The organism is Streptomyces sp. URMC 127 (assembly GCF_051386535.1).
GTDB lineage: Bacteria > Actinomycetota > Actinomycetes > Streptomycetales > Streptomycetaceae > Streptomyces.
Map to the genome: position 1 here is coordinate 1 of NZ_JBPQTW010000012.1, position 24,555 is coordinate 24,555.

Consider the following 24,555-nt stretch of genomic DNA (forward strand, 5'->3'; position numbering starts at 1 on the left):
CCGGGTGTGTCCCGGGGCGGCCCGGGGGCCACAGGCTTCGCCTGCGGGCTTGCGGGGCGCTACCGGGGCCGGGCTTTTCTCGGGGCTCGGGCATGACCCGGGGCTTCCCGGGGCGGCGTGGGGAAGGCCGGGGCCCGTCTCAGGCCTCGCCTCCAGGCTTGCGGGTCGCTCCCGGGCCAGGCTTGTCCGGGGCTTCCGGGGGTGCCACGGGAGAGCCCAGGGCCCGCACCGGAAGGTGTTACGGGGTGGCCGTGGGCGCCGGGCGACCGGGGTCAGGCTCGGCTTCTGGCCGCGCGGGCCACCGCGACCACCGCCTTCTCCAGGGCGTACTCCGGGTCGTCCCCGCCGCCCTTGACGCCGGCGTCGGCCTCCGCGATCGCGGTGAGCGCCGCCGCGACGCCGTCGGCGGACCATCCCCGCATCTGCTGCCGGACCCGGTCGATCTTCCACGGCGGCATGCCGAGGTCCCGCGCGAGGTCGCCGGGGCGGGCGCCGCGCGGGGCGGAGGCCAGCTTGCCGATGGCGCGGACGCCCTGCGCCAGGGCGCTGGTGATCAGGACGGGCGCGACGCCCGTGGACATGGCCCACCGCAGCGCCTCCAGGGCCTCCGCGGCCCGGCCCTCCACCGCACGGTCGGCGACGGTGAAGCTGGAGGCCTCGGCGCGGCCCGTGTAGTACCGCCCCACGACGGCGGCGTCGATCGTGCCGTCGACGTCGGCGACGAGCTGCGCGCAGGCGCTGGCCAGCTCCCGCAGATCGCTGCCGATCGCGTCCACGAGGGCCTGGCAGGCCTCGGGGGACGCGGAGCGGCCGGCCGTGCGGAACTCGGCCCGCACGAAGGCCAGCCGGTCGGCCGGCTTGGTCATCTTGGGGCAGGCGACCTCCCGCGCCCCGGCCTTGCGCGCCGCGTCCAGCAGGCCCTTGCCCTTGGCGCCGCCCGCGTGCAGGAGCACCAGCGTGATCTCCTCGGCGGGCGCCGAGAGATAGCCCTTGACGTCCTTGATCGTGTCCGCCGAGAGATCCTGGGCATTGCGCACGATCACGACCTTGCGCTCGGCGAAGAGCGACGGGCTGGTCAGCTCGGCGAGCGTGCCCGGCTGGAGGGCGTCGGGGGTGAGATCCCGGACGTCGGTGTCCGCGTCGGCGGCGCGGGCGGCCGCGACCACCTCCCGGACCGCGCGGTCCAGGAGGAGATCCTCCTGTCCCACGGCGAGCGTGACGGGGGCGAGAACGTCGTCGGTTGCAGTCTTCCTGGCCATCGCGAACAGCATCCCACGCGCTACTGACACCTCCCCCCGCGCGCCGGTCCGCCATATCGCACAATGTGCGGTGTGAGCAGCCCTTATCTCTCCTCAGACACCGATTCCGTACGACACCTCCTGGTGCTTCCCGACCGTGATGCCGCGGAGGAGGCGGCCGAGGAGGCCGCGCAGCGCTTCGCGCTGGACGACGACCCTCAGATAGTCCGCGAGGCCCTGGCCGGCGAGGACGACGCCGAGGACGCCCAGTGGCTGGTGGTCCTGGAGGCCCCCGAGGGCGACCTCGACGTCGCCGCCCTGCGCGAGCTGGCCGAGGAGTACGACGGCTGGCTCGAACGGGAGTGACCCGCCGCCCGCCCCGCGCCTACGGCGTGCCCTGCTCCTCCGCCGTGCGCCGCGCCTGCGGCACCCGGTCGAGCACGATGCCGAAGTGGTCGCGGAAGGCGGGCAGGATCTCCTCCTCTCCGAGCGGCAGTTCCTGACGGCCCGTCGCGCCGGTGGTCACGAGGGTGCGGTCGCTGAGGGTGACGCGGCCGGAGGGGGTGAGCCGGGAGCAGATCACCGCCTTGGTGAAGAGGGACTTCGGCGAGGTGCGGTGCCACCAGCAGCCGCCCTCGAAGTCCGCCAGCTCCCGGGGCCGCCGTTCGAGGCGGTACTGCACCTCGCCCTCCCGGAGCAGGTCGAGGTCGCCGTCGGCCGTCCCGGCGAGCCGGAAGGGGCCGGCGGGGTCGGCCTGCTCGCCCCGCTCGCCGAACCGCAGCGGGTAGTGGCTGTTGCGGCCGAACCCGACGTCCACCAGCCACGGCTCGTCGCTGTCCGCCGTGCGGACCTCCAGCGCGAGGTGGTCGAAGGGCGGGCCGAACAGCCCCTGGGGCCCCATCACCCGCGCGGCCAGCAGCGTGACCTCGTAGCCCAGGGCGTCCAGCAGCGCGGCGAACGCGCCGTTGAGCTCGTAGCAGAAGCCGCCCCGCCCGCCCGTCACCTTGGCGACGAGGGCGGCGGGCTCCAGCACGATCTCCTCGCCGAGGTGGACCGAGACGTTCTCGAACGGCACCGCGTGCAGGTGGCGGATGTGGAGCTCGCGCAGCGCGGCCAGGTCGGGCACGGCCGGACGGGTGACGCCGATACGGGCCAGGTAGGCGTCGGCCTCCGCGCTACTGATGATCTTGTTCATGGGTCAGTTATCCCTCAAGTCATGGGTGATGTCATCAGACTGCGGTCCCGGGCCCTGAGCCGCGGGGGCCTAGGGCGCTGGCTTGGTGACCGCCGTGACCGCCGTCCCACTGCCGGTCACCGCGACCGGGCCGTCGGTGTCGGTCCGCAGGACGGCCGCGCCCTGCTGCCGCAGCACACCGAGCGTGCGGGGCGAGGGGTGACCGTAGGGGTTGCCGGCGCCGGCCGAGATGACAGCGAGGCGGGGCCTGAGCGTGCGTATCAGGTGCGGGTCCTGGTGGGCGGAGCCGTGGTGGGCGACCTTGAGCACGTCCACGGCCCGCAGCTCGGGGCGGGCCTCCCTAAGGGCCTCCTGGGCGGGTGGTTCCAGGTCTCCGAGCAGCAGCGCCGTGAGGCCGGCGCTGCGGACCAGCAGGGTGACGCTGGCATCGTTGGGGCCCTCCTCGGCCACCGCCGACGTCCCGGCCGGAGGCGGCCAGAGCACCTCCCATTCCAGCTCGCCCAGGCGGCGCCGCTCCCCCGCCGCGGCCTCCGTCACGGGGACGTGCGCACGGCCGGCCTCGCGGCGGACGAACGCGGCCTGGCCCGCGGGCTCGGCGAACGGCGTCGTCTGGATGCCCCCGACCGCCCGGCCGCGCAGCACTCCGGGCAGCCCGTCGACGTGGTCGGCGTGGAAGTGGCTCAGCAGGACGAGCGGGATCCGCTCGACGCCGAGCGCGCTCAGGCACCGGTCCACCGCACGGGGCTCCGGCCCCGCGTCCACGACGACCGCGCTCCCCTCGCCCGCCGCGAGGACCAGCGCGTCCCCCTGCCCCACGTCGCAGACCGCGAGCCGCCAGCCGGGCGGCGGCCAGCCCGTCACCGCGCGGTTCAGGGGCGCCGGGCGGACGACCGCGACGAGCAGCAGCAGCGCGCAGGCCGCGCAGCCCCAGGGGCTGCCGAGCAGCCGGCGGCCCGCGAGCACGGCGGCGGCCACGGCCGCGGCGAGCAGCAGACCGCCCGTCCAGCCGCCCGGCCAGGCCAGCTCCGCTCCCGGCAGGTCCGCGCCCGTACGGGCCACCCCGGCGGCCCAGGAGGCGGGCCAGGACGCGAGCCGGGCGAGCCACTCGGCGGCGGGCGGGGCCACGGGCGACACCGCGAGCGCGGCGAAGCCGAGCACCGTGGCGGGTGCGACGGCCGCCTCCGCCAGGAGGTTGCAGGGCACCGCCACCAGGCTCACCCGCTCGGCCAGCACGGCGATCACCGGCGCGCAGGCCGCCTCCGCGGCGGCGGCCGCCGCCAGGGCCTCGGCCACGCGCGGCGGCACCCCGCGCCGCTGCAGGGCCGCGCTCCAGCGCGGCGCCAGGGTCAGCAGGGCGCCGGTCGCCAGCACCGAGAGGAGGAAGCCGGGGCTGCGGGCGAGCCAGGGGTCGTAGAGGACGAGCAGCAGGACCGCCGCCGCGAGGGCGGGCAGCAGGCCGCGGCGGCGGCCCGTGCCGAGCGCGAGCATCAGCACCAGTCCGCAGGCGGCCGCGCGCAGCACGCTCGGGTCGGGCCGGCACACCACGACGAAGCCCAGCACGAGCCCCGCGCCGAGCACCGCCGTCGCCCGCAGCGGCACCCCCAGCCGCGCCGCGAGGCCGCGGCGCTCGGCCCGGGCGGCCAAGTGCGGCGGCCCGACGAGCACGGCGAGCAGGATCGCGAGGTTGCTGCCCGAGACGGCCAGCAGATGCGTCATCCCCGTCGCCCGGAACGCTTCGTCGAGGTCGGCCGGCACCCGCGAGGTGTCCCCGACCACGAGTCCGGGCAGCAGCGCCCGGGGATCCGGGGGCAGCCCGTCCGTGGCCGCCCGCAGGCCCGCGCGGAACCGGCCGGCGACGCGCTGCACCGCGCTCGGGCCGCCGGTGACCCGGGGCGGCTCCCGGCCGCCGACCCGCAGCACCGCGGCGGGCAACGGGCCGGGGCCTCCCGCCCCGGACGGCACCGCGAGACGGCCCTCCGCCCGCACCCGGGTGGACGGCAGCAACCCGAGCCACGAAGGCGGCACGATCAGCAGCACGGGCGTACGGACAGCGGTCGTCACGCCGCCCGCCGTCACCCTGACCGCCTCCGCCTCCACCACGGCGGCGGGGGCCGCCCGGGCTGCGCCCCGCACGTGCGGACGCGCGGCTCTCGGGTCGGCCGTGACCGTCGCCTCGACCACGGCTTCGGCATGCCGGCGGGCCAGGGCGGGCAGCGGCCCGCGGCGGGAGTCCGCGCCCCGCAGGGCGGCCACCGCCGCGCCGGCCACGGCGCACAGCAGGACGGCGGCGAGGGCGACGGCGATTCCGCGGCCCGCGGCGGGGTGGCGCTTCCCGAAGAAGGCCAGCAGCGCCCCGGCCGCCACGGCTCCGGTGCCCGCTCCCAGGGCCACCGCCCAGCCGGTTGCCGTGAGGGCGACGGCCGCCGCGGCCCACGCCGCGAGCGCGGGCGCGAGCAGCCGCAGGTCGGGCGGGCCCTCTTCCCGGACCGGGCCCGGGGGAGCCGTGGCGGGCTCCCCTCTGCCGACATCGGGCGTCGCTGCTGGAATCTGCGCCTGGGGGCGGGCGGCCGCGGAACGGCGAGCTTCGGCCTGGCCTGCCTGACCTGCCTGGCCTGCCGGCCGTACGGTCACCGGACCGTTGCCCGGGTGCCCGGGCGCCGGCGGCCTCACGGCTGTACCAAGGGACGGAGGTCGGCGAAGCGGCGGCTGCCGATGCCGTTGACCTTGCGGAGCTCTTCGACGGAGCGGAAACCGCCGTGCTGCGTGCGGTAGTCCACGATGTGCCGGGCCAGGACGGGGCCGACGCCCGGGAGCGCGTCCAGTTGTTCGGCCGTCGCGGAGTTCAGGCTCACCGGGCCGCCCGGCGCGGGGCCTCCACCGGCTGCGGCGGCCGCGCCCGGTGCCGGCGGCGGTGCCGGTGCCGGTGCCGGTGCCGGTGAACCGCCCGGACCGCCCGGGCGGCCCGCCGGGGCGCCCACCACGATCTGCTCCCCGTCCACGAGCACGCGCGCCCTGTTGAGCCCCGTCGTGTCCGCGCCGGGGCGGGCGCCCCCGGCCGCGGCCAGCGCGTCGGCCACCCGCGAACCCGGCGGCAGGCGCAGCACCCCGGGCCTGCGGACCTTGCCCGCCACGTCCACGACCACGGCGCCGCCGCCCGTACGGGACGGGGCCGGGGACGGCGCGACCGGCAGCGGGGGCGTCACCACCGCCGACGCCTCCGCCGACGCGTCCCGCGCGGGAACCCGGACGGTCTGGGGGCGCCCCGCCAGGAAGTGGTACGCCGCGAAGGCGCACGCCGCCATCAGGACGACCGCCAGTGCGGCGAGCGTCTTCGGCTCGATGCCGCACCGCAGTTGCAGCCACAGAGGCAGGCGCTCCCGCATGGCGAGCCGCCAAGTGCCGCCCTGGGGGCGGCTGTTGGGCCCCGGGGGCGAAAGGCGCCCCGACACGCGATCCATCACGCGATCCGACATGCGATCCGACATGCGCAAGACGGTAGGGCGATTACCGTGATCCCGCTCGGAGGGGCCGACTCCCGTGGATAACCGCGCAGTTGTGGATAACTTCGTCACCCGCCGGGGGGAAGCACCGGCGCGGCGACAGTCGGCCGGGTCTCGCATCCCGCGCCCATCAATCCCGCCGGACCCTCGCCATCGTGGCCGATCACCGCCGCGGCGGAAGGAGTACCCCCTACTTCGGCGCCACCACCACGCCCAGCAGCCCCGGGCCCGTGTGGGCGCCGATTACTGCGCCTACCTCGCTGACGTGCAGTTCCTCCAGTGCCGGGAGGCGGTCACGGAGGCGGTCGGCCAGGTCCGTCGCGCGGTCCGGCGCGGCCAAGTGGTGGACGGCGATGTCGACCCGCGCCGCGCCCGCGCGCTCCACCGCGATCTCCTCCAGCCGCGCGATGGCCTTGGACGCCGTCCGCACCTTCTCCCGCAGCTCGATCCGGCCGCCCTCCAGCTGCAGCAGGGGCTTCACGGCCAGCGCCGAGCCCAGCAGCGCCTGGGCCGCGCCGATCCGGCCGCCCCGCCGGAGGTAGTCCAGGGTGTCGACGTAGAAGAACGCCGCCGTGCCCTGCGCGCGCTTCTCCGCGGCGGCCACCGCCTCGTCGAGGGTGCCGCCCGCGTCCACCGCCTCGGCGGCCGCCAGCGCACAGAAACCAAGAGCCATGGCCACCATGCCCGTGTCCACGACCCGTACCGGCACCTCCGCCTCGCGCGCCGCGAGGACCGCCGCGTCGTACGTGCCGGAGAACTCCGACGACAGGTGCAGCGAAACGATCCCCCGCGCCCCGGCCTCGGCGGCCGAGCGATAAGCCGCCGCGAAGACCTCGGGGCCGGGCCGCGACGTCGTCACCGGCCTGCGCTTCTGCAGCGCCTGGGCCACGCAGCGGGCCGAGACCTCGGTGCCCTCTTCGAGCGCCTCGTCCCCCAGCACGACGGTGAGCGGTACGGCGGTGATGCTGTGCCGCTCCATCGCCCGCTGCGGCAGATAGGCCGTTGAATCGGTAATGACAGCGACATGGCGGGACATGTTCCGGAGGTTACCCGCAGGGGCGCTCCGACGGCAGTACGGGCCCCGTACAGGTGATCATCCTGCGGGACGGCCGGACAGCCGGGGCCCGCATGAGGTAGACCTCGTGCGGCCCGTTCCCTGACGCTTGCCGGTCAGCCCGCGCGCTCCGGCCGGCTCGTCTTCTGCCACGAATAGCCCGGCGCGCGCCACGCGTCCCGGTCCCGCCCGGTGATCGCCTGCGGCTCCGGCCGCTCCGGCCGCTCCCCGGCCGCAGCACCCGCACCGGCGGCACCCGCACCGGAAGCACCCGCACCGGAAGCACCCGCGGCCTCGCCGCTCATCCCCTCGCCGTCCATCCCCTCGTCGCTCCAGTGCCGCAGCGCCCCCGCCTCCATGCGGATCTGGCCGCTCAGCGTCTCCAGGTCGTCCTCGGCGAAGCGGCGGGCGCGGTCCTGGGCGGCGAAGCGCAGCGAATCCGCCGAGTCCTTGACGCGGGCCGTGCGCTCGCGGAGCTCCGGCAGGCGGGCCGCGATCCGGGCCTTGTCCGGCTCGGTCTCCAGCCGCTTGAGCTCGTCGTCCAGCTCGTGGCCGTGGGCGCTCAGGCGCTGGAAGAGGGCGAGCGCCTCGGAGAGCGAGGGGTCCTCGGGGGCGGCGGCCTGCAGGGCGTCCTGCGTGGCGCGCATCGACGTGCGCAGCGACAGGCGCAGCTGGGCGACCTCCCCGGCCGCGCCGGGCTGGGCGAACTGCCGGGCCCTCAGGCGGGTGTCCTCGACGGTGCGCCGCGCCTGGTGGACCGTGCGGTCCACGCCGCGCTTGACCGCGCGGACCGTCCTGACCGTGGCGACCACCGCCAGCGCGACGAGGACCGCGAAGATCAGTGCGACGATCACGGCCACGGCTTCCATGACGCTCCTCGGGACGGTGTGGGGAACGGCGGTCGCGCTCCCCCTCCACCGTAAACGGCACGGGCAGGCCGCGGGTTCCGAACGAACCCCCAACCTGCCCGTAGGGAAGAACCCTCAGTGGCCGGACCCTACGCCGGGACGATGTTCACCAGCTTCGGCGCCCGCACGATGACCTTGCGGATGCCGGCGCCGCCGAGCGCCGCGACGACCGCCGGGTCGGCCAGCGCCGTCTTCTCCAGCTCCTCGTCGGAGATGGACGGCGGGACCTCCAGCCGCGCCTTGACCTTGCCCTTGATCTGGACGACGCAGGTCACGGCCTCGTCGACCAGGTAGGCGGGGTCGGCGACGGGGAAGTCCGCGTGGACCACGGAGCCGGAGCGGCCCAGCTTGTGCCACAGCTCCTCGGCGATGTGCGGGGCCAGCGGCGCGATCAGCAGCACCATGGCCTCGGCCACGGAGCGCGGGACCTCGCGCAGCTTGGTCACGTGGTTGTTCAGCTCGGTGATCTTGGCGATGGCGGTGTTGAAGCGCAGGTTCGCCAGGTCCTGGCCGACGCCGTCGACCGCCTTGTGCAGGGCGCGCAGCGTCGCCTCGTCGGCCTCGGCGTCCACGACGGTGACCTCGCCGGTGGCCTCGTCGACGACGTTGCGCCACAGGCGCTGCAGCAGGCGGTACTGGCCGACGACGGCGCGGGTGTCCCACGGGCGGGAGACGTCCAGGGGGCCCATCGCCATCTCGTACAGGCGCAGCGTGTCCGCGCCGTACGTGGCGCACATCTCGTCAGGAGTGACGGCGTTCTTCAGGGACTTGCCCATCTTGCCGTACTCGCGCTTGACCGGCTCCCCGTTGTGGAAGAACTTGCCGTCGCGCTCCTCGACCTCGGCGGCCGGGACGTAGACGCCGCGCGCGTCGGTGTACGCGTACGCCTGGATCATGCCCTGGTTGTAGAGCTTGTGGAACGGCTCGGCCGAGGAGACGTGGCCCAGGTCGAAGAGGATCTTGGACCAGAAGCGGGCGTACAGCAGGTGGAGCACGGCGTGCTCGGCACCGCCGACGTACAGGTCGACGCCGCCGTGCGGCTTGCCCTCGCGCGGGCCCATCCAGTACTGCTCGGCCTCGGGGGAGACCAGCTGCTCGCCGTTGTGCGGGTCGAGGTAGCGCAGCTCGTACCAGCAGGAGCCCGCCCAGTTGGGCATGGTGTTGGTCTCGCGGCGGTAGCGCTTGGGGCCGTCGCCCAGGTCGAGCGTGACGTTGACCCACTCCTCGTTGCGGGAGAGCGGGGTCTCGGGCTCGGTGTCGGCGTCGTCGGGCTCGAAGGTGCGCGGCGAGTAGTCCTCGACCTCGGGCAGCTCCAGCGGCAGCATCGACTCGGGCAGCGCGTGGGCGACGCCCTGCTCGTCGTAGACGATCGGGAAGGGCTCGCCCCAGTAGCGCTGGCGGCTGAAGAGCCAGTCGCGCAGGCGGTAGTTGACGGTGGCCTCGCCGATGCCCTGCTCGGTCAGCCACTCGGCCATGCGGGTCTTCGCCTCGCTGACGACCAGGCCGTCCAGGGAGATGCCCTCCCCGGCCGAGTTGATGATCTCGGCGTCGTAGGAGTCGAAGGACTCGGCCCAGGCGGCCGGGTCGGTGCCGCGGTCGTCGGAGGGCTGCACGACGCAGCGCATCGGCAGGTCGAAGGCGCGCGCGAAGGCGAAGTCGCGGCTGTCGTGCGCGGGGACGGCCATGATCGCGCCGGTGCCGTAGCCCATCAGGACGTAGTCGGCGGTGAAGACGGGCAGCTTCTCGCCGCTGACCGGGTTGATCGCGTGGACGCCGGTGAAGACGCCGGTCTTCTCCTTGGCGTCGGCCTGCCGCTCGACGTCGGACTTGGCGGCGGCCTCCTTGCGGTAGGCGGCGACGGCCTCGGCCGGGGTGGCGTGCCCGCCGGTCCAGTCCCCGTGCGTGCCCTCGGGCCAGGCGGCCGGGATGACCGAGTGGTGGGTGCCGTTCTCGGTGACCAGCGGGTGCTCGGGCGCGACGACCAGGTAGGTGGCGCCGAAGAGGGTGTCCTGGCGGGTGGTGAAGACGGTGACCTTGGCGTCCTCGTGCCCGTCGACGGCGAAGTCGACGCGGGCGCCGACGCTGCGGCCGATCCAGTTGCGCTGCTGGAGCTTGATGGCCTCGGGCCAGTCCAGGGCGTCCAGGTCCTCCAGCAGGCGGTCCGCGTACGCGGTGATCCGCATGTTCCACTGGCGCAGCTTGGACTTGAAGACGGGGAAGTTGCCGCGCTCGGAGCGGCCGTCGGCAGTGACCTCCTCGTTGGCCAGCACGGTGCCCAGGCCGGGGCACCAGTTGACGGGCGCGTCGGAGGCGTAGGCCAGGCGGTACTCACCCAGGACGTCCGAGCGCTCGGCGGCGGTCAGCTCGCTCCACGCGCGCGTGCCCGGCACCTCGCGCTGCCCGCTCTCGAACTGCTCGATCAGCTCGGCGATCGGGCGGGCCTTCTTCGCCTCCTCGTCGTACCAGGAGTTGAAGATCTGCAGGAAGATCCACTGGGTCCACTTGTAGTAGGCCGGGTCGATCGTGGCGAAGGAGCGGCGCTTGTCGTGGCCCAGGCCCAGGCGGCGCAGCTGCGCCTTCATGTTGACGATGTTGGCCTCGGTGGAGACCCGCGGGTGGGTGCCGGTCTGCACGGCGTACTGCTCGGCGGGCAGGCCGAAGGCGTCGAAGCCCAGGGTGTGCAGGACGTTGTGGCCGGTCATGCGGTGATAGCGCGCGTAGACGTCGGTGGCGATGTAGCCGAGGGGGTGGCCGACGTGCAGGCCCGCACCCGAGGGGTACGGGAACATGTCCATGATGAACTTCTCGGGGCGCGCCACGACCGCGGGGTCGCCCGCCAGGTCACCGGAGGGGTTGGGCGCGTCGTACGTGCCCTCGGCGTCCCAGACGTCCTGCCAGCGTGCCTCGATGTCGGCGGCCAGCGCGGCCGTGTAGCGGTGCGGGGCAGCCACCTCGGCGGCGGTGTTGGTCTCGCTCATCGTCCTCAAAGCTCCATCGATCGTCGTCGTCTCTACCTGCGGCACCTGCGGAAATGAAAAATCCCCTCGCACAGGAGGGGACGCCGCGCCGATGCCGACCGTGGTGACCGGTCGGTACTGATCAGCGCGGCCCGCTAAGCAGAAGGCGTACGGCACGCATGTGGCCAGGTTACCGCAGGGGCCGAAGGCCCCGCATCGAGGTGCGGGGCCTTCCCCCCGGCCCGAACGCCGTGCCGGGTGCGCTCCGTCCGGTGCGTGCGGGCCGTCCGTGGTTGCTCGCGCAGTTCCCCGCGCCCCTACGGGGCGCGGTGTCCCGGCACGTACGACGTCACATACGTCTCCCCCGGCGTGCCCACCCCCGTGACGTCGTCGTAGCCCGGGACGGCCGTGAGGGAGCTGTCGCCGCCGAGGCTGCGCAGGCTGGTGACCAGGCCGTCCTTGGCGTCCACGCCGTTCTTGTAGTCGACGCGGACGACGCCGATGCCCTGCCCCTTGCCGAGCGGGTGGTCGGTGACGTCGTGGTAGGCGGCGGTGCCGTAGCGGTCGTAGATGGCGGGGTTGGCGAAGCCGATGGGCACGCCGTGGCGGGCCTGCTGGGCGAGCGCCTGGACGCCGGCGATCACGGGGGCGGCGAGCGAGGTGCCGCCGATGCGGTACTCGTCGTACTTCACCGAGCCGTCGGGGAAGGTCTGGGTCTGGCCGACGAGGAAGCCCGTGCCGGAGTCGGCGACGGCCGCGATGTCGGGTCCGACGCGCATGGGCGTGCTGCCGTTCGCCTTGGCGAGGGCGTCGGGGACGACGCCGCGCTGGTAGAACGGCTGCTGGTGGATCTTGCTGGTGCCGCCTCCGGCGCCGCCCGTGAAGACCGGGTTCTCCCAGCTCAGGCCGTCCTTGGAGAGCTCCGCCTTGTGGGTTCCCCAGCCGGTCTCCCACAAGTACTTGTCGCCCTTGCCGACGGCGAGCGAGGTGCCGCCGACGGAGGTGACCCACGGGGAGTTGGCGGGCGTGTCGACCTGCTTCGTGCCGTGCTTGGCGACGTTGTCGCCGTCGTCGCCGGAGGAGAAGTAGAAGCCGATGCCCTCGACCGCGCCGGTCTGGAAGACCTGGTCGTAGGCGGCGGCCACGTCCGGGGTCTCGTTGGCCTCGACGTCGCCCCAGGAGTTGGAGACGATGTCCGCGAGCCGCCCGTCGACGATCTTGTGCAGGGCGTCGATCAGGTCGTCGTCCTGGCAGGACGCGCCGGCGACGTAGACGATGCCGGCGTCCGGGGCGACGGCGTGGGCGGCCTCGATGTCGAGGGTCTGCTCGCCGTACCAGCCCGCCGCGTCGCACTCCTTCTCGCCGGTGTGCGTCCAGCCGGCGGGCAGCACCTGGGAGTACTGGCCCTTGCGCCAGCTCTTGTCGCCGTTGCGCTTCGCGTACTGCTGGATGTCCTGGGCGATGGTCGGGGAGGCGTACGCGTCGGTGATGGCGATCGTGACGCCCTTGCCGGTGAAGTTCTTCGCCCCGTACGCGGCGCGCAGCTGCTTGCCCGTGTAGCCCTTGATCGCGTACGGCGCGTGGGAGCCGTACGCGGACGGCAGGCTCTCGTTCACGTTCGAGCCGTAGTAGGTGGAGAACGGGCCGGCGTTGCGGAAGGCGGCCGACGGGCCGGGGAGGGTGTCGCGGTGCCTGGCCAGGCGCGGGGCGTCGTCAAGGCCCACGACGGTCAGGACGGCGCCGCCGAGGGAGGCGGGCACGGAGGCCGTGGCGGAGGGCGCGTGGTAGGTGCGGCCGTCCTTGACGTAGCGGTGCAGCTCGGTGCCGAAGGCCTTGCGGGCCGCGGCGGCGTCACCGGTGACGCTGACGTAGTGGTCGTTGGTGCCGGTCACCTTCAGGCCGGAGGACGTCAGCCAGCCGGTGACCCCGGCTATCTGCTCCTTCGTCGCCCCGAAACGTTCCTTCGCCTGGCGCGCCGTCAGGTACTTGCCGTACGAGGCGGACGACGGGTCGGAGACGGCCCGGGCGAGGGCGGCGAGGCCCTTGGCGTCCCGGCCGGCGAGGTAGACGCGGGCGGTGACCTTCTCCGACGCGTCGGCCGTGCCGCGGTCGGCCGAGGGCGTCGCCCACAGCGGCTTGGTGCCCGCCAGCGCCTGCCGGTCGTGCGGCCCGGGCTGGGCCGCCAGGGCGGTGGGCGTGCCGAGCGCGAGCGCCCCGGCGGCCAGCGGCAGCGCTGCCGCCAGGGCCAGTCCTGCGCGCACGCGGGTGCGGCTTGATCTCATGGAACCCCCTGCGAAACGAGTGGTCGCAATACCGCGGGCGCACTGACATGACCACTGACACGAGCACTGACACGAGCACCGACCTGAGCACTGGCATGAGCACTGGCATGAGCACGCCCACACGGCGTCACTCTTTCGGCGAACTGCTCAACCGTGGGGCATGAGTTCGTCAAGAAGAGATCAAGGAGGCGCCGCAGGGACCGGCACGCGCAAAAGACCCGACGTTAGCAGTGGTGAGGCCCCTCGTACCGGGGTTGCGTGAAGCGGACCGCACGCCGCCGGTGGGCTCCCTACCGTGCCGTGCCATGGGCCTCCTACACCTGCTCCCTCCGCTCCCCTCCCCCGACCGCACCGGTGACGCCGTCGCTCCGGGCCGGGCCCGGTGAGCCCCGCGCTCCCCGAGCAGCCGGCGGTGCTCGCGCTCGGCCGCCCGCGCCTGCTGGCCGGGCTGGACCGGGCGGCCCGGCTCGACCGCAGCGCCCACCTGTCGGTGCACGGCTCGCTGCCCCAGCACACCGAGGCGCAGCTGACGGCCCTGGCGGAGGCGGTCGCGCTGCGCGGCCGGGGCGGCGCGGGCTTCCCCTTCGCGCGCAAGCTGCGGGCGGTGGCCGGGGTGGCGCAGCGGCGCGGCGCGCGCCCCGCCGTGGTGGTCAACGGCTGCGAGGGCGACCCGGCCAGCCGGAAGGACGCGGTCCTGCTCGCGCGGGCCCCGCACCTGGTGCTGGACGGGGCCCTGATGACCGCGGCGGCCCTCGGCGCGGGCTCGGTGGTCGTCGGGGTGACCCGGGCGGCGGCCGAGGCCTCGGTGCGGGAGGCGCTGGCCGAGCGCGGGCTGGCCGGCCGGCGCCGCTCGGCCGTGCACGCCCGGGTGGTGCGGCTGCCCGAGCGGCTGGTGTCGGGCGAGTCCTCGGCGCTGCTGCGGGCCGCCGACGGCGGGCTCCCGCTGCCGCCGGGGCGGCACGACCGGGCCTCGCGCGAGGGCCTGGGCGGGGCGCCGACGCTGCTGTCCAACGCCGAGACGTTCGCTCAACTCGCCCTCGCCGCCCGCCTGGGGGCCGAGGGCTACGCGGCCACGGGCGCCCCGGGCGAGCCGGGCACCCTGCTGCTGACCGTCTCGGGCGCGGTGCCCGAGCCGCAGGTCGTGGAGGTGCCGGGCGGGGTGCCGCTCGCGTACGTGCTGAAGGTGTGCGGCGCCACTGCCGCCCTGCAGGGGGTGCTGACGGGCGGCTGCCACGGTGCGTGGCTGGACGCGCCGGCGGCGGCCCGGGCCCGGGTCTCGCACGAGAGCCTCGCGGACTGCGGCGGGGTCCTCGGGGTGGGCGCCGTGCTGGCGCTGCCCGCGGACACCTGCCCGCTGGGCGAGACCGTACGGGCCGCGCACTGGCTGGCCGCCGAGTCCGCCGGGCAGTGCGGGCCGTGCCGGTCGGGGCTGCCGGCGCTGGCCGCGGCGCTCGCGGACGTGACGGCGGGGGCCGGCCGGAGCGCCCTGGAGCGCGTGCGGGAGGCGGCTGCGGCGGTGCGCGGGCGCGGGTCATGCGGGCATCCGGACGGGGCGGCGCGGTTCGTCCTGAGCGCGCTGTCGGTGTTCACCGACGACCTTGCGGCGCACGTCCTGAACGGCGGCTGCGGGCGGCCCACGGCCGGGCTGCTCCCGCTGCCCGCGACGGCCGGGGCGGACGCCGGTGCGGGCGGCGGCGGCCTGCCCGGCCCGCGGCGTGTGGAGCGGCTGGCGGTGGACTGGACGCTGTGCGAGGGGCACGGGCTGTGCGCGGACCTGCTGCCGCAGCTCGTACGGACGGGGCCGGACGGCTACCCCTCGCTCGCGGACGCCGGTGTGCCCGACCACCTGCGGGGACGGGCGCAGCGGGCCGTGCGGCGCTGCCCGGCGCTGGCCCTGAGACTCGACAAGGTGCACCTCGGCAAGGAGCACCTCGACAGGGAGCGCCCAGAGCGCACGGAGCGCTGAGCATACGAAGAAGCGGGCCGTCCGTTTCCGGACGACCCGCTCATCTCCTGTGGAGCTAAGGAGAATTGAACTCCTGACCTCCTGCATGCCATGCAGGCGCTCTACCAACTGAGCTATAGCCCCTTGCTGAGTGCCACCCGGGTTTCCGCTTCGGGCTTCTGCCCTTTCCGGTTCCCCCCGGCGACATCGACAACATTACACGGACACCCCCGCCACCTGCCAAATCGGCTGTCCGGCAGCCCCGGGAAACCGGGCGAATGGGATAACATCGCCCCCTATTGGCCCGATTTGTCGCACACCTGTCCTTCTGGCTCGTCTGTTTTGTCACCCGCGGAACCGGAGCGCTCCACGTGACAGCCTGGCCCGGCCGCCCCGGCCGCCGCAGCACCCTGGCCGCCGCCGCGGGCTGTCTGGTCTCCTTCTGCCTCTTCCTCCTCGCGCAGCGGGCCTCCCACGTCGCCTCCACCGACGTCCTCGTCTACCGCGCCGAAGGCTGGACCGTCCGCACCGGCGGCGACCTCTACGCGATGCGCGCCACCCACCGCGGCCTGCCCGCCACCTACCCGCCCTTCGCGGCGCTCCTGTTCACCGCCCTCACCCTGCCCGGCACGACCGTCCTGCGCGTCCTCACCGAGCTCGCCAACCTCGGCCTGCTGCTCGCCCTCGCCCACCTCTCCGTCCGGCTCGTCGACGGCCGCCCGCGGGCCGCCGTGGCCCTCACCGCCGCCGCCCTGTGCGTCTGGTGCGAGCCCGTCTGGCAGACCCTGCGCAACGGCCAGGTCAACCTCCTCGTCGCCGTCCTGGTGCTGTGGGACCTGACGCGGCCGGCCGGGCACCGCTGGGCGGGCCTCGGCACCGGCCTGGCCACGGGCATCAAGCTCACCCCCGCCCTGTTCGTCGTCCACCTCGCCGCCACGGGCCTGGCCCGCCGGGCGGACGGCGGGCCGTGGCTGCGCCGGGCGGCCGTCGCCACCGCCGCCTTCGGCGGCACGGCGGCCCTCGCCGCACTGGCCCTGCCGCACGACTCGTACCGCTTCTGGACCGCCGCCGTCTTCGCCGCCGACCGGGTGGGCCACGCCGAGGACACCGCCAACCAGTCGCTGCGCGGCGTCCTCGCGCGGCTGCTGCACACCGGCGACCCCGGCCCGTGGTGGGCGGTCGCGGCGGCCGCCGTCACCGTCCTCGGCGTGGCCGTGGCCGTACGCACCCAGCGGGCCGGGCCGCGGGGCGCAGCCTGGGGCGCGCTCTCCTGCGCGGCCACCGCGCTGCTCGTCAGCCCCGTCTCGTGGTCGCACCACTGGGTGTGGTGCGTGCCGGCCGGGCTGCTGCTCGTCCGCGAGGCGGCCGAGCGCCGCGCTCCCGCCTGGTGGGCCGGGACCGCGGCGGCCGCCGTGCTCTTCTGCTCGTACGTGCTGTGGCGCGTCCCGCACAGCCCCGAGGAGCGGCCCGAACTCCGCCAGAGCGGCGGCCAGATGCTCGCCGACGCGGGCTACCCGGCGGCCGGGGCGGCCTTCCTTACCCTGGCCGCCCGGCGGGCCGCGGGCACCGGCGGAAGCGTCAGCCCGAGTGCCCGGAGTGACCGCCGTGGCCGTGGCCGCCGTGCTCGCCGTGGTGGAACTTCAGTACCTCACCCGGCATCACCACGAACGGACGCATCATCCCCATGTCCTCGTGCTCCAGCAGGTGGCAGTGGTACATGAACCGGCCGCGCGCACCGCGGAAGCGGCCGATCACGTTCACCATCTGCCCCGCGGGCACCTGGATCACGTCCTTCCAGCCCGCGTCACCGTCGGACACCGGCGCCGGCCCCGCGTACTCCAGCGGCGAGCGCGTGCCGCCCAGGGCCGGGTCGAAGGGGCTCCCCGCGCCCGCCGGGTAGCGGTCCCGGCTCAGCACCTGAAAGTCGATCAGGTGGATGTGCATGGGGTGCGTGGGGCCGCCCAGGTTGAGGAAGCTCCACTGCTCCCAGGCGTCGTAGGTGACCATGAAGCCCAGCGCGTCGTCGAAGGTCTGCGCGCCCCTGACGTAGGTCCGCACCTTGCCGTCCGCGCCCTTGACCTGGATCACGCCCTCGCCCGGAGCGGGCACCTCCCCCGGCTCGGCCTTGCGCATCTCCCACATGCCCGGGTGGGCGTTCCCGGCCGTGCCCGGCGGGACGAGCGCGATCAGCCGGTGCTCGTGCGCGGGCGCCGTGTCGTGCGTGATCCGCTCGAAGGAGCTGGAGATCACCGGCGGCAGCACGAACGGGTCGGCCACCTCCTCGTCCGCCACCCGGAACTCCATGACCTGCGGATACGCGACCCCGGGCGCCTCGTTGACCAGGCGGGCGCGGCGGCCCCGCAGCAGGCCGAAGTCGATGAGCAGGTCCATCCGCTCGGCGGGCGCCACGGACAGCGGCCCGTCCAGGGGCAGCGGGCGCGGCAGCAGCCCGCCGTCCGTGCCGATCTGCCAGGCCGCGCCCCGCACCGGCGCGCCGGTCTCCGCGTCCACCAGGCGCAGGGCGAAGGTGCGGGCGTTGGAGGCGTTGAGCAGCCGGAAGCGGTACCACCGCGCCGTGACGTCCAGGTGCGGCCAGATGACGCCGTTGACAAGGGTGTACGGGCCGTTGAAGGACCGGGTGACGTTCTTTCCCTGCGCGTCCTTGCCGACGATCACCGTCTTGTGGAGGAGCCGGCCGGTCAGCTTGCCGTCCGGGTCGGTGTCGAGGTTGCGGTCCTGGATGATCAGCGGGATCTCGTGCCGGCCCGAGGGCAGGTGCAGGGCGGCCTCCTCGGCGTCCCGGACGAGGTACATCCCCGCCAGGCCCGCGAAGACGTTCCAGCGGGTGATGTCCATGGCGTGGTCGTGGTACCACCAGGCGACCGCGCGGTGGTCGTTGGGGTATTCGGAGAGCTGGCTGTCGCCGGGCGCGACGGCGTTCTCCGACCAGCCGTCGTTGCCGCCGCCGGTGGGCGCGCCGTGCAGGTGGGTGACGGTCCACGGGGGCAGCGCGGCGACGTCCGCCAGGGGCGCGGCGCCGCCGCGGCCGGGCAGGGTGTCGGGCACGGGTGCGCCGGGCGCCTGCGCGGCCTCCACGGCGGTCACCGGGTGGGGGCCGGTGAGGCGGTTGCTCCAGGTGATGCGCAGCCGGCGGCCGCGCGGCACCTCGATGGTCGGCCCCGGGACGTGGCCCTCGTAGGCCCATACGCGGGTGGGCGGCAGTTGCGAGTGCAGCCGGACCCAGGTGGTGGTCTGCTCGATCTCGATGCCGTGGAGCGCTTCGGTCCGGCCGGGCCGGAGCACCGGCGGGACGCGCAGGGCGTCGAGGAAGGGTGTGAGTTCGGCAACGGGCGCTTCGGAGCCCTCTCCGGCGCCGGACGGGCTGACGACTGTTTCGGTCACGCGGTGTCCTCCGCATGCTTCCCCCGTGCCGCCGGCCGTTCCCGGCGGCAGCTTCACCCCTCAGGACGCGCCCGTGCCGCGGCAGGTTGCCGCAGCGTACGGCGGAAGATACGGAGGGGGCCGGTCCGCCCCGTCAGGCCGTCGCGAAGGAGTAGAAGCGCTTCAGGGCGCAGTGCTCGTCGAGCAGCCGGCCGTAGATCGGCTCGCCCTCCAGCTCGCGGTAGGTCTCGATGGGGTCGCCTTTTATGATCAGCGCCCGTGCGCACTCCACGCACCAGTACTGGTAGGCCGAGTTGAGCGGTTCCATGTCGCGGACGATGGGCGTGCCGCTGCCGCACCAGTCGCACTTCCGGCTGTGAGCACCCATGGGTCAGCCGTTCCCTCCCCTTCGGCCCGTCCTCCGCTCCCGACAGCCGGATTCTGCCACGGGAATGTGCCGGTAAAGCAAATGATCCCGCCTCCGGCACCGGAGACGGGATCATTCGAACTGTGGAGCTAAGGAGAATTGAACTCCTGACCTCCTGCATGCCATGCAGGCGCTCTACCAACTGAGCTATAGCCCCGCTGTCCTCAGGTCTTCCGGCGTTTCCCCCGGCGTTCCCCGCGAACAAGAAGAACTTTAGCCTGCCACCTGCCCGGATGTGAAATCCGGGCCCCGGACGCCCCCGGCAGGAGCTCAGTCGTCGTCGCCGAGGACCGGCTCGGGGAGCGTCCCGGCGTTGTGCTCCAGCAGGCGCCAGCCGCGCGCGCCCTCGCCCAGCACGGACCAGCAGCAGTTGGTGAGGCCGCCCAGCGCCTCCCACGAGCGGGACTCCAGCTGGAGCAGCCGGCCGATGGTGGTGCGGATGGTGCCGCCGTGGCTGACGACGACGAGCGTGCCGTCCTCGGGCAGCTTCGCGGCCTGCTCCAGGACGACCGGGGCGGCCCGGTCGGCGACCTCGGTCTCCAGCTCGCCGCCGCCGCGCCGCACCGGCTCGCCGCGCTTCCACGCCGCGTACTCCTCGCCGTACCGCGCGATGATCTCGTCGTGCGTGAGGCCCTGCCACACGCCCGCGTACGTCTCGCGCAGCTCGGCGTGGTGGCTGACCGGCAGGCCGGTGACCGCGGCGAGCTCCGCGGCGGTGGCCGCGGCCCGCTTGAGGTCCGAGGCGATGATCGCGTCCGGCCGGAGCCCGGCGAGCAGCCGGGCGGCCCGGCGCGCCTGGGCGACGCCGGTGCCGGTCAGCTCGATGTCCGTGGAGCCCTGGAAGCGGCGCTCCAGGTTCCAGGGGGTCTGGCCGTGCCGCCACAGGACGATGCGGCGGCCGCGGCCGCCGCTCTTGGCGCTGGTCAGCTCAGCTCACCGCCCCGCGTCGCCCGTGACCTCGCCGCCCTCCGCGGCCTGGGCGCGCGCGTGCTCCTCGCCCTTGCCGCGGGTGGCGGCGGCGTCGGCGGGCAGCTCGATCTCCGGGCAGTCCTTCCACAGCCGCTCCAGGGCGTAGTAGACGCGCTCCTCGCTGTGCTGCACGTGGACGACGATGTCGACGTAGTCCAGCAGCACCCAGCGGGCGTCGCGGTCGCCCTCGCGGCGCACGGGCTTGGCGCCGAGGTCCTTGAGGAGCCGCTCCTCGATCTCGTCGACGATCGACTTGACCTGGCGGTCGTTGGGGGCCGAGGCCAGCAGGAAGGCGTCGGTGATCGACAGCACGTCGCTGACGTCGTACGCGATGATGTCGTGCGCGAGCTTGTCGGCGGCCGCCTGGGAGGCGGCCTTGATGAGCTCGATGGAGCGATCCGTGGCGGTCACAAGCCATGCTTTCGGTCGAAGGGGGTCAGGTACCCATCAAGGGTCTCACGACCCACCGGTGACCCTCCTGGGCATTTACGGCGGCCGCCCCCGCCCCTGCCGGCGGGCGCGGGGGCGAGCCGGCCGGGTCAGCCCTTGTAGTCCTTGCCCAGGACCACGGTGACGTCGGCCGTGCCGGCCTCCTTGGCCTGCTTCACGGCGCCCGCGGGCAGCCCCAGGGTCTTGGCGACCTCCCTGGCCTGCGCGGCCCGCTTCTCGTCCGCGTAGAGCACCGCGGAGGCGCCCTCCGCGGCGCTCGCCGTGCCGCCGTCGATCACGCTGTAGCCGCTGTTGACCAGGGTGATCTGCGCGGAGGTCGCCGCGCCCTTGCCGCCTGTGGCGTTCTTCACGCTCACGCGGGGCGCCGCGTTCGGGTCGGTGTTGCGCACCGTGCCGCCCAGGACCTCCTTGACGAGCCCGCCGGTGGCCTTCTCGCCGAGGGTGCCGTCCTGCTGCACGGGCAGCACGGCGGTGGCGTACGAGCCCTTCTTGGCCAGCGCCGCGAGGTGCGCCAGGGAGGCGCCGAGCTGCTCGGTGGACAGCGACGGGTCGGGGATCTGGGCCAGCGTCTCCACGGTGCGGGTCGCCGCGGCGCTGTCGGCCGGGAGCTTCTTCAGCACCGCCTGCATCACCCCGCCGAAGCGGGCGAGCTGCTTGCCCTCGTCCTCACCGGGCCCCCGGTAGGTGGCGTAGGCCACCGCCATGCGGCCGCTCAGGCTCTGCGCGGTGCCGCGGCGGACGACCGGGCCGTCGCCCTGCTTCTCGCCGGGGACGTCCGTGTCCGTGTCGGCCTCGATGCCGCCGACGAGCTCGACCAGGTTCTCCAGGTAGGGGGTGTCCAGCCGCCAGCTGCCCTTGATGTCGGAGCCCAGCAGCGTGTTCAGGGCGTCACGGGTCGCGCCGGTGCCGTCGTCCTGGACGGACTTGCCGAGCGTGGTGGAGCCCGCGCCGCCCTCCTTGGCGACGGCCAGGGTGTTCGGCAGGAGGAGCGTGGTGCCCTTCCCGGCGGTCTCGTTGTCCACCAGCAGGGCCGTGGAGGAGCCGCCGCCGCGGGTCTGCCGCAGGTGCAGGACGATCACGTCGCGCTTCTGGCCGCCGCCGGACGCGGCCGCGCCCTTCTTGTCGTCGGCGCCGCTCAGGAACAGGTAGGCCGCGACGCCGCCCAGGGCGAGGACGAGGGCCACGGAGAGCGCCACGATCCTGTTGCGGCCCTTGCGCTTGCGCTCGTCGCGCCGCTCGGTGCGGCTCTCGCTGAACTTCAGCCAGTCGATGACGTCCTCGGAGTCCTCGTCGGGCTCCTCGATGAACGAGAACTGCTCCGTGCGGTAGTCCGCCGCCGCGGGGCCCGGCCGGCCGGCCGACGGCTCCTGGGGCCCGGCCCCGCGGGGCGCGCCTTGCGCAGCCTGCGCTTCCGGCTCGCGGGCGCCGTGCGCCTCCTCGGCGTACGGCGGACCCGCCTGCCGCGGGATCCACTGCGGCTGGACCTGCTCCTGGACCTGCTGCTCAGGAGGCTGAACGGGCTGCGGTACGTACTGCTGCTGAGGGGAACCCTGCTGGGGCATGCCGTACGGGTCGTAGCCGGCCGCCGCGTCGTACCCGCCGTAGCCGCCGTACCCGCCGCCCTGGGCCCCGTGCGCGGGCTCCTGCGGCGAGGAGGACCCCTGCTGCAGCGGCTGACCGTACGGGTCGTAGACCCGCTCCGGCGCGTCCGGGCTGTACACCGGCTGCCCGTAGGCGTCGTAGCCGTACACCTGCGGCTGCTGTGCGTACGGGTCCTGTCGGTCGTTCACCGGTTCCCCTCGGTACCCCTCGGTCCGTGCCTCAGTGCCGGTAGAGCTTGCGCTTGTTGATGTAGCGCACGACACCGTCGGGGACCAGATACCAGACCGGGTCGCCCTGCGCCACGCGCGCCCGGCAGTCGGACGAGGAGATCGCGAGGGCGGGCACCTCGACGAGGGAGACCCCGCCCTCCGGCAGCCCGGGGTTGGCCAGTATGTGGCCGGGCCGGGTCACGCCGATGAAGTGGGCCAGGGAGAACAGCTCCTCCGTGTCCCGCCAGGTGAGGATCTGCGCCAGCGCGTCGGCGCCCGTGATGAAGAACAGGTCCGAGTCGTCGTTGAGCGCGGCCAGCTCACGGAGCGTGTCCGTGGTGTAGGTCGGGCCGCCGCGGTCGATGTCGATCCGGCTGACCGAGAACTGCGGGTTCGACGCCGTGGCGATCACCGTCATCAGATAGCGGTCCTCCGCCGGCGACACCTCGCGGTGGCTCTTCTGCCACGGCTGCCCCGTCGGTACGAAGACCACCTCGTCCAGGTGGAAACGCGCGGCCACCTCGCTCGCGGCGACCAGGTGGCCGTGGTGGATCGGGTCGAAGGTCCCGCCCATCACGCCGAGCCGCCGCTTCACGGGCCCTGTCTGCTCTCCCATGCGTGCAGACCCTACTGGGCGCGGCCGGACGCCGGATCCCCAGGGACCGGGTCGCTCAGCGGTCGCGGTTGAAGCGGGTGGTGACCCACAGCAGGAGCAGCAGGATGACCAGGGCGGCGCCGCCGGTCATGAACGGGCTGATGCTCGGGTGCGTGTCGACGTGCTCGCCCTCGGAGGCGAGGGTGGCGAGGGCGGTGTGCGCTGAGGCGAAACCAGAGGAGGCAGTCATCGTCGGCAGGACCTATCCGGGACGGTAGCGGGCAGAGACTTCTGCCACATCGTATGCGGGGGCCCCGGCCGGGCTCACGCCGACTCCACGCCTCGTGGCGCGGCGTCAGTCCTTCTTGTAGCCGCGCAGCAGGAACCAGGCCAGGAAGACGATCCCGACCACGCCGACGATGAGCACCGTGCGGAGGACCGGGCCGGGGCCCGTGTCGCCCTTGGAGACGGCGAGGAGCTCGGTGACGCCGGGCCGGGCCGCGAATGCATGCAGAGGGGACATGCCTCCAACGGTAGCCCTGCCGGTGGCAGCGCCTAGGGTGGGGTCCGGAAGGTGCGTACGCCGCCGAGGGGGTCTCGATGAGTGACAGCAGCAACGGCAGCAACGGCGCCGCTCCCGGGGAGCGGCTGCCCGGCCGGCAGCGCAAGCGCTTCCCGGACATCTCGTCCCGCGCCTACGAGCACCCGGCGGACCGCTCCGCCCTCGTGGCGCTGCGCAAGCTGAGCGGCTTCGACACGGTCTTCAAGACGCTGAGCGGGCTGCTGCCCGAGCGCGGCCTGCGCCTGATGTTCCTGTCGGACTCGGTGCGCGTGAGCGAGCAGCAGTTCCAGCACCTGCACACGATGCTCCTGGACGCCTGCTACATCCTGGACCTGCCGAAGGTCCCGCCGATGTACGTCACGCAGGATCCGCAGCCGAACGCCATGTGCATCGGCCTGGACGAGCCGGTCATCGTCGTCACCACGGGCCTGGTCGAGCTGCTCGACGAGGAGGAGATGCGGGCCGTCGTCGGCCACGAGGTGGGGCACGCCCTCTCCGGGCACGCCGTCTACCGCACCATCCTGCTGTTCCTGACGAACTTCGCCGTCAAGGTCGCCTGGATCCCGCTGGGCAATGTCGCGATCATGGCGCTCGTGACGGCGCTGCGGGAGTGGTTCCGCAAGTCGGAGCTGTCCGCCGACCGGGCGGGGCTGCTGGCCGGCCAGGACGTACAGGCCTCGATGCGCGGCCTGATGAAGATCGCGGGCGGCAACCACCTGCACGAGATGAACGTGGACGCGTTCCTCGCGCAGGCCGAGGAGTACGAGGCGGGCGGGGACCTGCGCGACTCCGTCCTCAAGATCATGAACATGCTGCCGCGCAGCCACCCGTTCACGACCGTGCGGGCGGCGGAGCTGAAGAAGTGGGCCGGGAGCCGGGACTTCCAGCGGATCATGGACGGGCACTACCCGCGGCGCGGCGAGGACAAGGACGCGTCGGTGACCGACTCCTTCCGGGAGTCGGCGAACCACTACGCGGAGTCGGTGAAGGCCAGCAAGGATCCCCTGATGGGCCTGGTCCGGGACATCGCCGGCGGCGCGGGCGATCTCGGCGGCCGCCTGCGGGACGCGTTCACGGGCCGCCCCGGGAACGCGGGGAACGGTTCCCCGAAGGACGGCCCTTCGGAGGGCCCCAAGGAGCCGTAGGCCGCACCAGAGGCCGCACGGCACCGCCGGAATCCCCGGTGGGGGTTGCACGCCGTCGCGGCGGAAGGAAGTTGCTGGGCCCAGCAGGTTTTTTGCCGCCGCAACGGTGCTCAGCCGTCGACGACCCTTCCGGCGG

The 24,555-nt window shown here is 74.1% G+C and carries 19 protein-coding genes, 2 tRNA genes and 1 pseudogene; 4 read left to right on the plus strand and 18 right to left on the minus strand.

Annotated elements, in window-relative coordinates; genetic code table 11:
* Positions 1 to 272: 272 nt before the first annotated feature.
* Positions 273 to 1,259 (minus strand): DNA polymerase III subunit delta, encoded by a 987-nt coding sequence (gene holA / locus ACSNOH_RS05090; protein ID WP_436719969.1) that lies wholly within the window; start codon positions 1,257 to 1,259, stop codon positions 273 to 275.
* A 72-nt stretch (positions 1,260 to 1,331) separates the two neighbouring features.
* Here holA and ACSNOH_RS05095 point away from each other — a divergent pair, with 72 nt between their 5' ends.
* Positions 1,332 to 1,604 (plus strand): hypothetical protein, encoded by a 273-nt coding sequence (locus ACSNOH_RS05095; RefSeq protein WP_436719970.1) that lies wholly within the window; start codon positions 1,332 to 1,334, stop codon positions 1,602 to 1,604.
* A 19-nt stretch (positions 1,605 to 1,623) separates the two neighbouring features.
* Here the strand turns inward: ACSNOH_RS05095 and ACSNOH_RS05100 are convergent, their stop codons facing one another.
* The 7 genes from ACSNOH_RS05100 to ACSNOH_RS05130 all read right to left on the minus strand — a co-directional run bounded on the left by ACSNOH_RS05100 (position 1,624) and on the right by ACSNOH_RS05130 (position 13,134).
* The gene (locus ACSNOH_RS05100) at positions 1,624 to 2,433 is read right to left on the minus strand and encodes an arylamine N-acetyltransferase family protein (protein WP_436719971.1); all 810 of its coding nucleotides are present in this window, start codon (positions 2,431 to 2,433) and stop codon (positions 1,624 to 1,626) included.
* Between the two features lie 69 nt (positions 2,434 to 2,502).
* Positions 2,503 to 5,064, minus strand: a complete 2,562-nt coding sequence (locus ACSNOH_RS05105; RefSeq protein ID WP_436719972.1) for a ComEC/Rec2 family competence protein — start codon at positions 5,062 to 5,064, stop codon at positions 2,503 to 2,505.
* 35 nt (positions 5,065 to 5,099) lie between these two features.
* Positions 5,100 to 5,891, minus strand: a complete 792-nt coding sequence (locus ACSNOH_RS05110; RefSeq protein ID WP_436719973.1) for a ComEA family DNA-binding protein — start codon at positions 5,889 to 5,891, stop codon at positions 5,100 to 5,102.
* A 232-nt stretch (positions 5,892 to 6,123) separates the two neighbouring features.
* Positions 6,124 to 6,969, minus strand: coding sequence for a DegV family protein (locus tag ACSNOH_RS05115; RefSeq protein ID WP_436719974.1), 846 nt, complete (start codon positions 6,967 to 6,969; stop codon positions 6,124 to 6,126).
* A 134-nt stretch (positions 6,970 to 7,103) separates the two neighbouring features.
* Positions 7,104 to 7,856 carry a hypothetical protein gene (locus tag ACSNOH_RS05120; protein WP_436719975.1) on the minus strand — a complete coding sequence of 251 codons (753 nt, stop codon included), beginning with the start codon at positions 7,854 to 7,856 and terminating at the stop codon, positions 7,104 to 7,106.
* A gap of 128 nt (positions 7,857 to 7,984) precedes the next feature.
* Positions 7,985 to 10,873: a leucine--tRNA ligase gene (locus ACSNOH_RS05125; protein ID WP_436719976.1), complete on the minus strand. Its 2,889-nt coding sequence runs from the start codon at positions 10,871 to 10,873 to the stop codon at positions 7,985 to 7,987.
* A gap of 296 nt (positions 10,874 to 11,169) precedes the next feature.
* Positions 11,170 to 13,134, minus strand: a complete 1,965-nt coding sequence (locus ACSNOH_RS05130; RefSeq protein WP_436719977.1) for a S53 family peptidase — start codon at positions 13,132 to 13,134, stop codon at positions 11,170 to 11,172.
* 382 nt (positions 13,135 to 13,516) lie between these two features.
* On the opposite strand from ACSNOH_RS05130, the gene ACSNOH_RS05135 reads away from it, so the two are divergent.
* Positions 13,517 to 15,100: an NADH-ubiquinone oxidoreductase-F iron-sulfur binding region domain-containing protein gene (locus ACSNOH_RS05135; protein WP_436719978.1), complete on the plus strand. Its 1,584-nt coding sequence runs from the start codon at positions 13,517 to 13,519 to the stop codon at positions 15,098 to 15,100.
* Between the two features lie 50 nt (positions 15,101 to 15,150).
* Here the strand turns inward: ACSNOH_RS05135 and ACSNOH_RS05140 are convergent.
* Positions 15,151 to 15,223, minus strand: a tRNA-Ala gene (locus tag ACSNOH_RS05140).
* Positions 15,224 to 15,450: 227 nt separating this feature from the next.
* Between ACSNOH_RS05140 and ACSNOH_RS05145 the strand changes: the two genes are divergently transcribed.
* A complete protein-coding gene (locus ACSNOH_RS05145; RefSeq protein WP_436719979.1) occupies positions 15,451 to 16,800 on the plus strand; it encodes a glycosyltransferase 87 family protein in 1,350 nt (449 codons plus the stop codon).
* On the opposite strand, the pseudogene phsA reads toward ACSNOH_RS05145, so the two are convergent.
* The 9 genes and pseudogenes from phsA to ACSNOH_RS05190 form a co-directional block, all read right to left on the minus strand.
* A pseudogene (phsA, locus tag ACSNOH_RS05150) lies at positions 16,766 to 18,538 on the minus strand (O-aminophenol oxidase PhsA); the annotation flags it as partial. The gene ACSNOH_RS05145 and the pseudogene phsA sit on opposite strands and share 35 nt — an antisense overlap.
* 76 nt (positions 18,539 to 18,614) lie before the next feature.
* Positions 18,615 to 18,848, minus strand: coding sequence for a hypothetical protein (locus tag ACSNOH_RS05155; RefSeq protein WP_030366518.1), 234 nt, complete (start codon positions 18,846 to 18,848; stop codon positions 18,615 to 18,617).
* Positions 18,849 to 18,971: 123 nt separating this feature from the next.
* Positions 18,972 to 19,044: transfer RNA gene (locus tag ACSNOH_RS05160), tRNA-Ala, on the minus strand.
* Positions 19,045 to 19,157: 113 nt separating this feature from the next.
* Positions 19,158 to 19,814 (minus strand): histidine phosphatase family protein, encoded by a 657-nt coding sequence (locus ACSNOH_RS05165; RefSeq protein WP_436720016.1) that lies wholly within the window; start codon positions 19,812 to 19,814, stop codon positions 19,158 to 19,160.
* Positions 19,815 to 19,820: 6 nt separating this feature from the next.
* Entirely contained in the window at positions 19,821 to 20,267 is a 447-nt protein-coding gene (gene rsfS, locus ACSNOH_RS05170; protein ID WP_436719980.1) for a ribosome silencing factor, read from the minus strand.
* 128 nt (positions 20,268 to 20,395) lie between these two features.
* Positions 20,396 to 22,096 carry an LCP family protein gene (locus tag ACSNOH_RS05175; protein ID WP_436719981.1) on the minus strand — a complete coding sequence of 567 codons (1,701 nt, stop codon included), beginning with the start codon at positions 22,094 to 22,096 and terminating at the stop codon, positions 20,396 to 20,398.
* A 31-nt stretch (positions 22,097 to 22,127) separates the two neighbouring features.
* Positions 22,128 to 22,733, minus strand: a complete 606-nt coding sequence (gene nadD / locus ACSNOH_RS05180) for a nicotinate-nucleotide adenylyltransferase (RefSeq protein WP_436719982.1) — start codon at positions 22,731 to 22,733, stop codon at positions 22,128 to 22,130.
* Positions 22,734 to 22,788: 55 nt separating this feature from the next.
* Positions 22,789 to 22,962 carry a hypothetical protein gene (locus ACSNOH_RS05185; protein WP_436719983.1) on the minus strand — a complete coding sequence of 58 codons (174 nt, stop codon included), beginning with the start codon at positions 22,960 to 22,962 and terminating at the stop codon, positions 22,789 to 22,791.
* 105 nt (positions 22,963 to 23,067) lie between these two features.
* Positions 23,068 to 23,235, minus strand: coding sequence for a hypothetical protein (locus ACSNOH_RS05190; protein WP_436719984.1), 168 nt, complete (start codon positions 23,233 to 23,235; stop codon positions 23,068 to 23,070).
* Positions 23,236 to 23,312: 77 nt separating this feature from the next.
* On the opposite strand from ACSNOH_RS05190, the gene ACSNOH_RS05195 reads away from it, so the two are divergent.
* Positions 23,313 to 24,419, plus strand: coding sequence for a M48 family metallopeptidase (locus ACSNOH_RS05195; RefSeq protein WP_436719985.1), 1,107 nt, complete (start codon positions 23,313 to 23,315; stop codon positions 24,417 to 24,419).
* Positions 24,420 to 24,555: the final 136 nt, after the last annotated feature.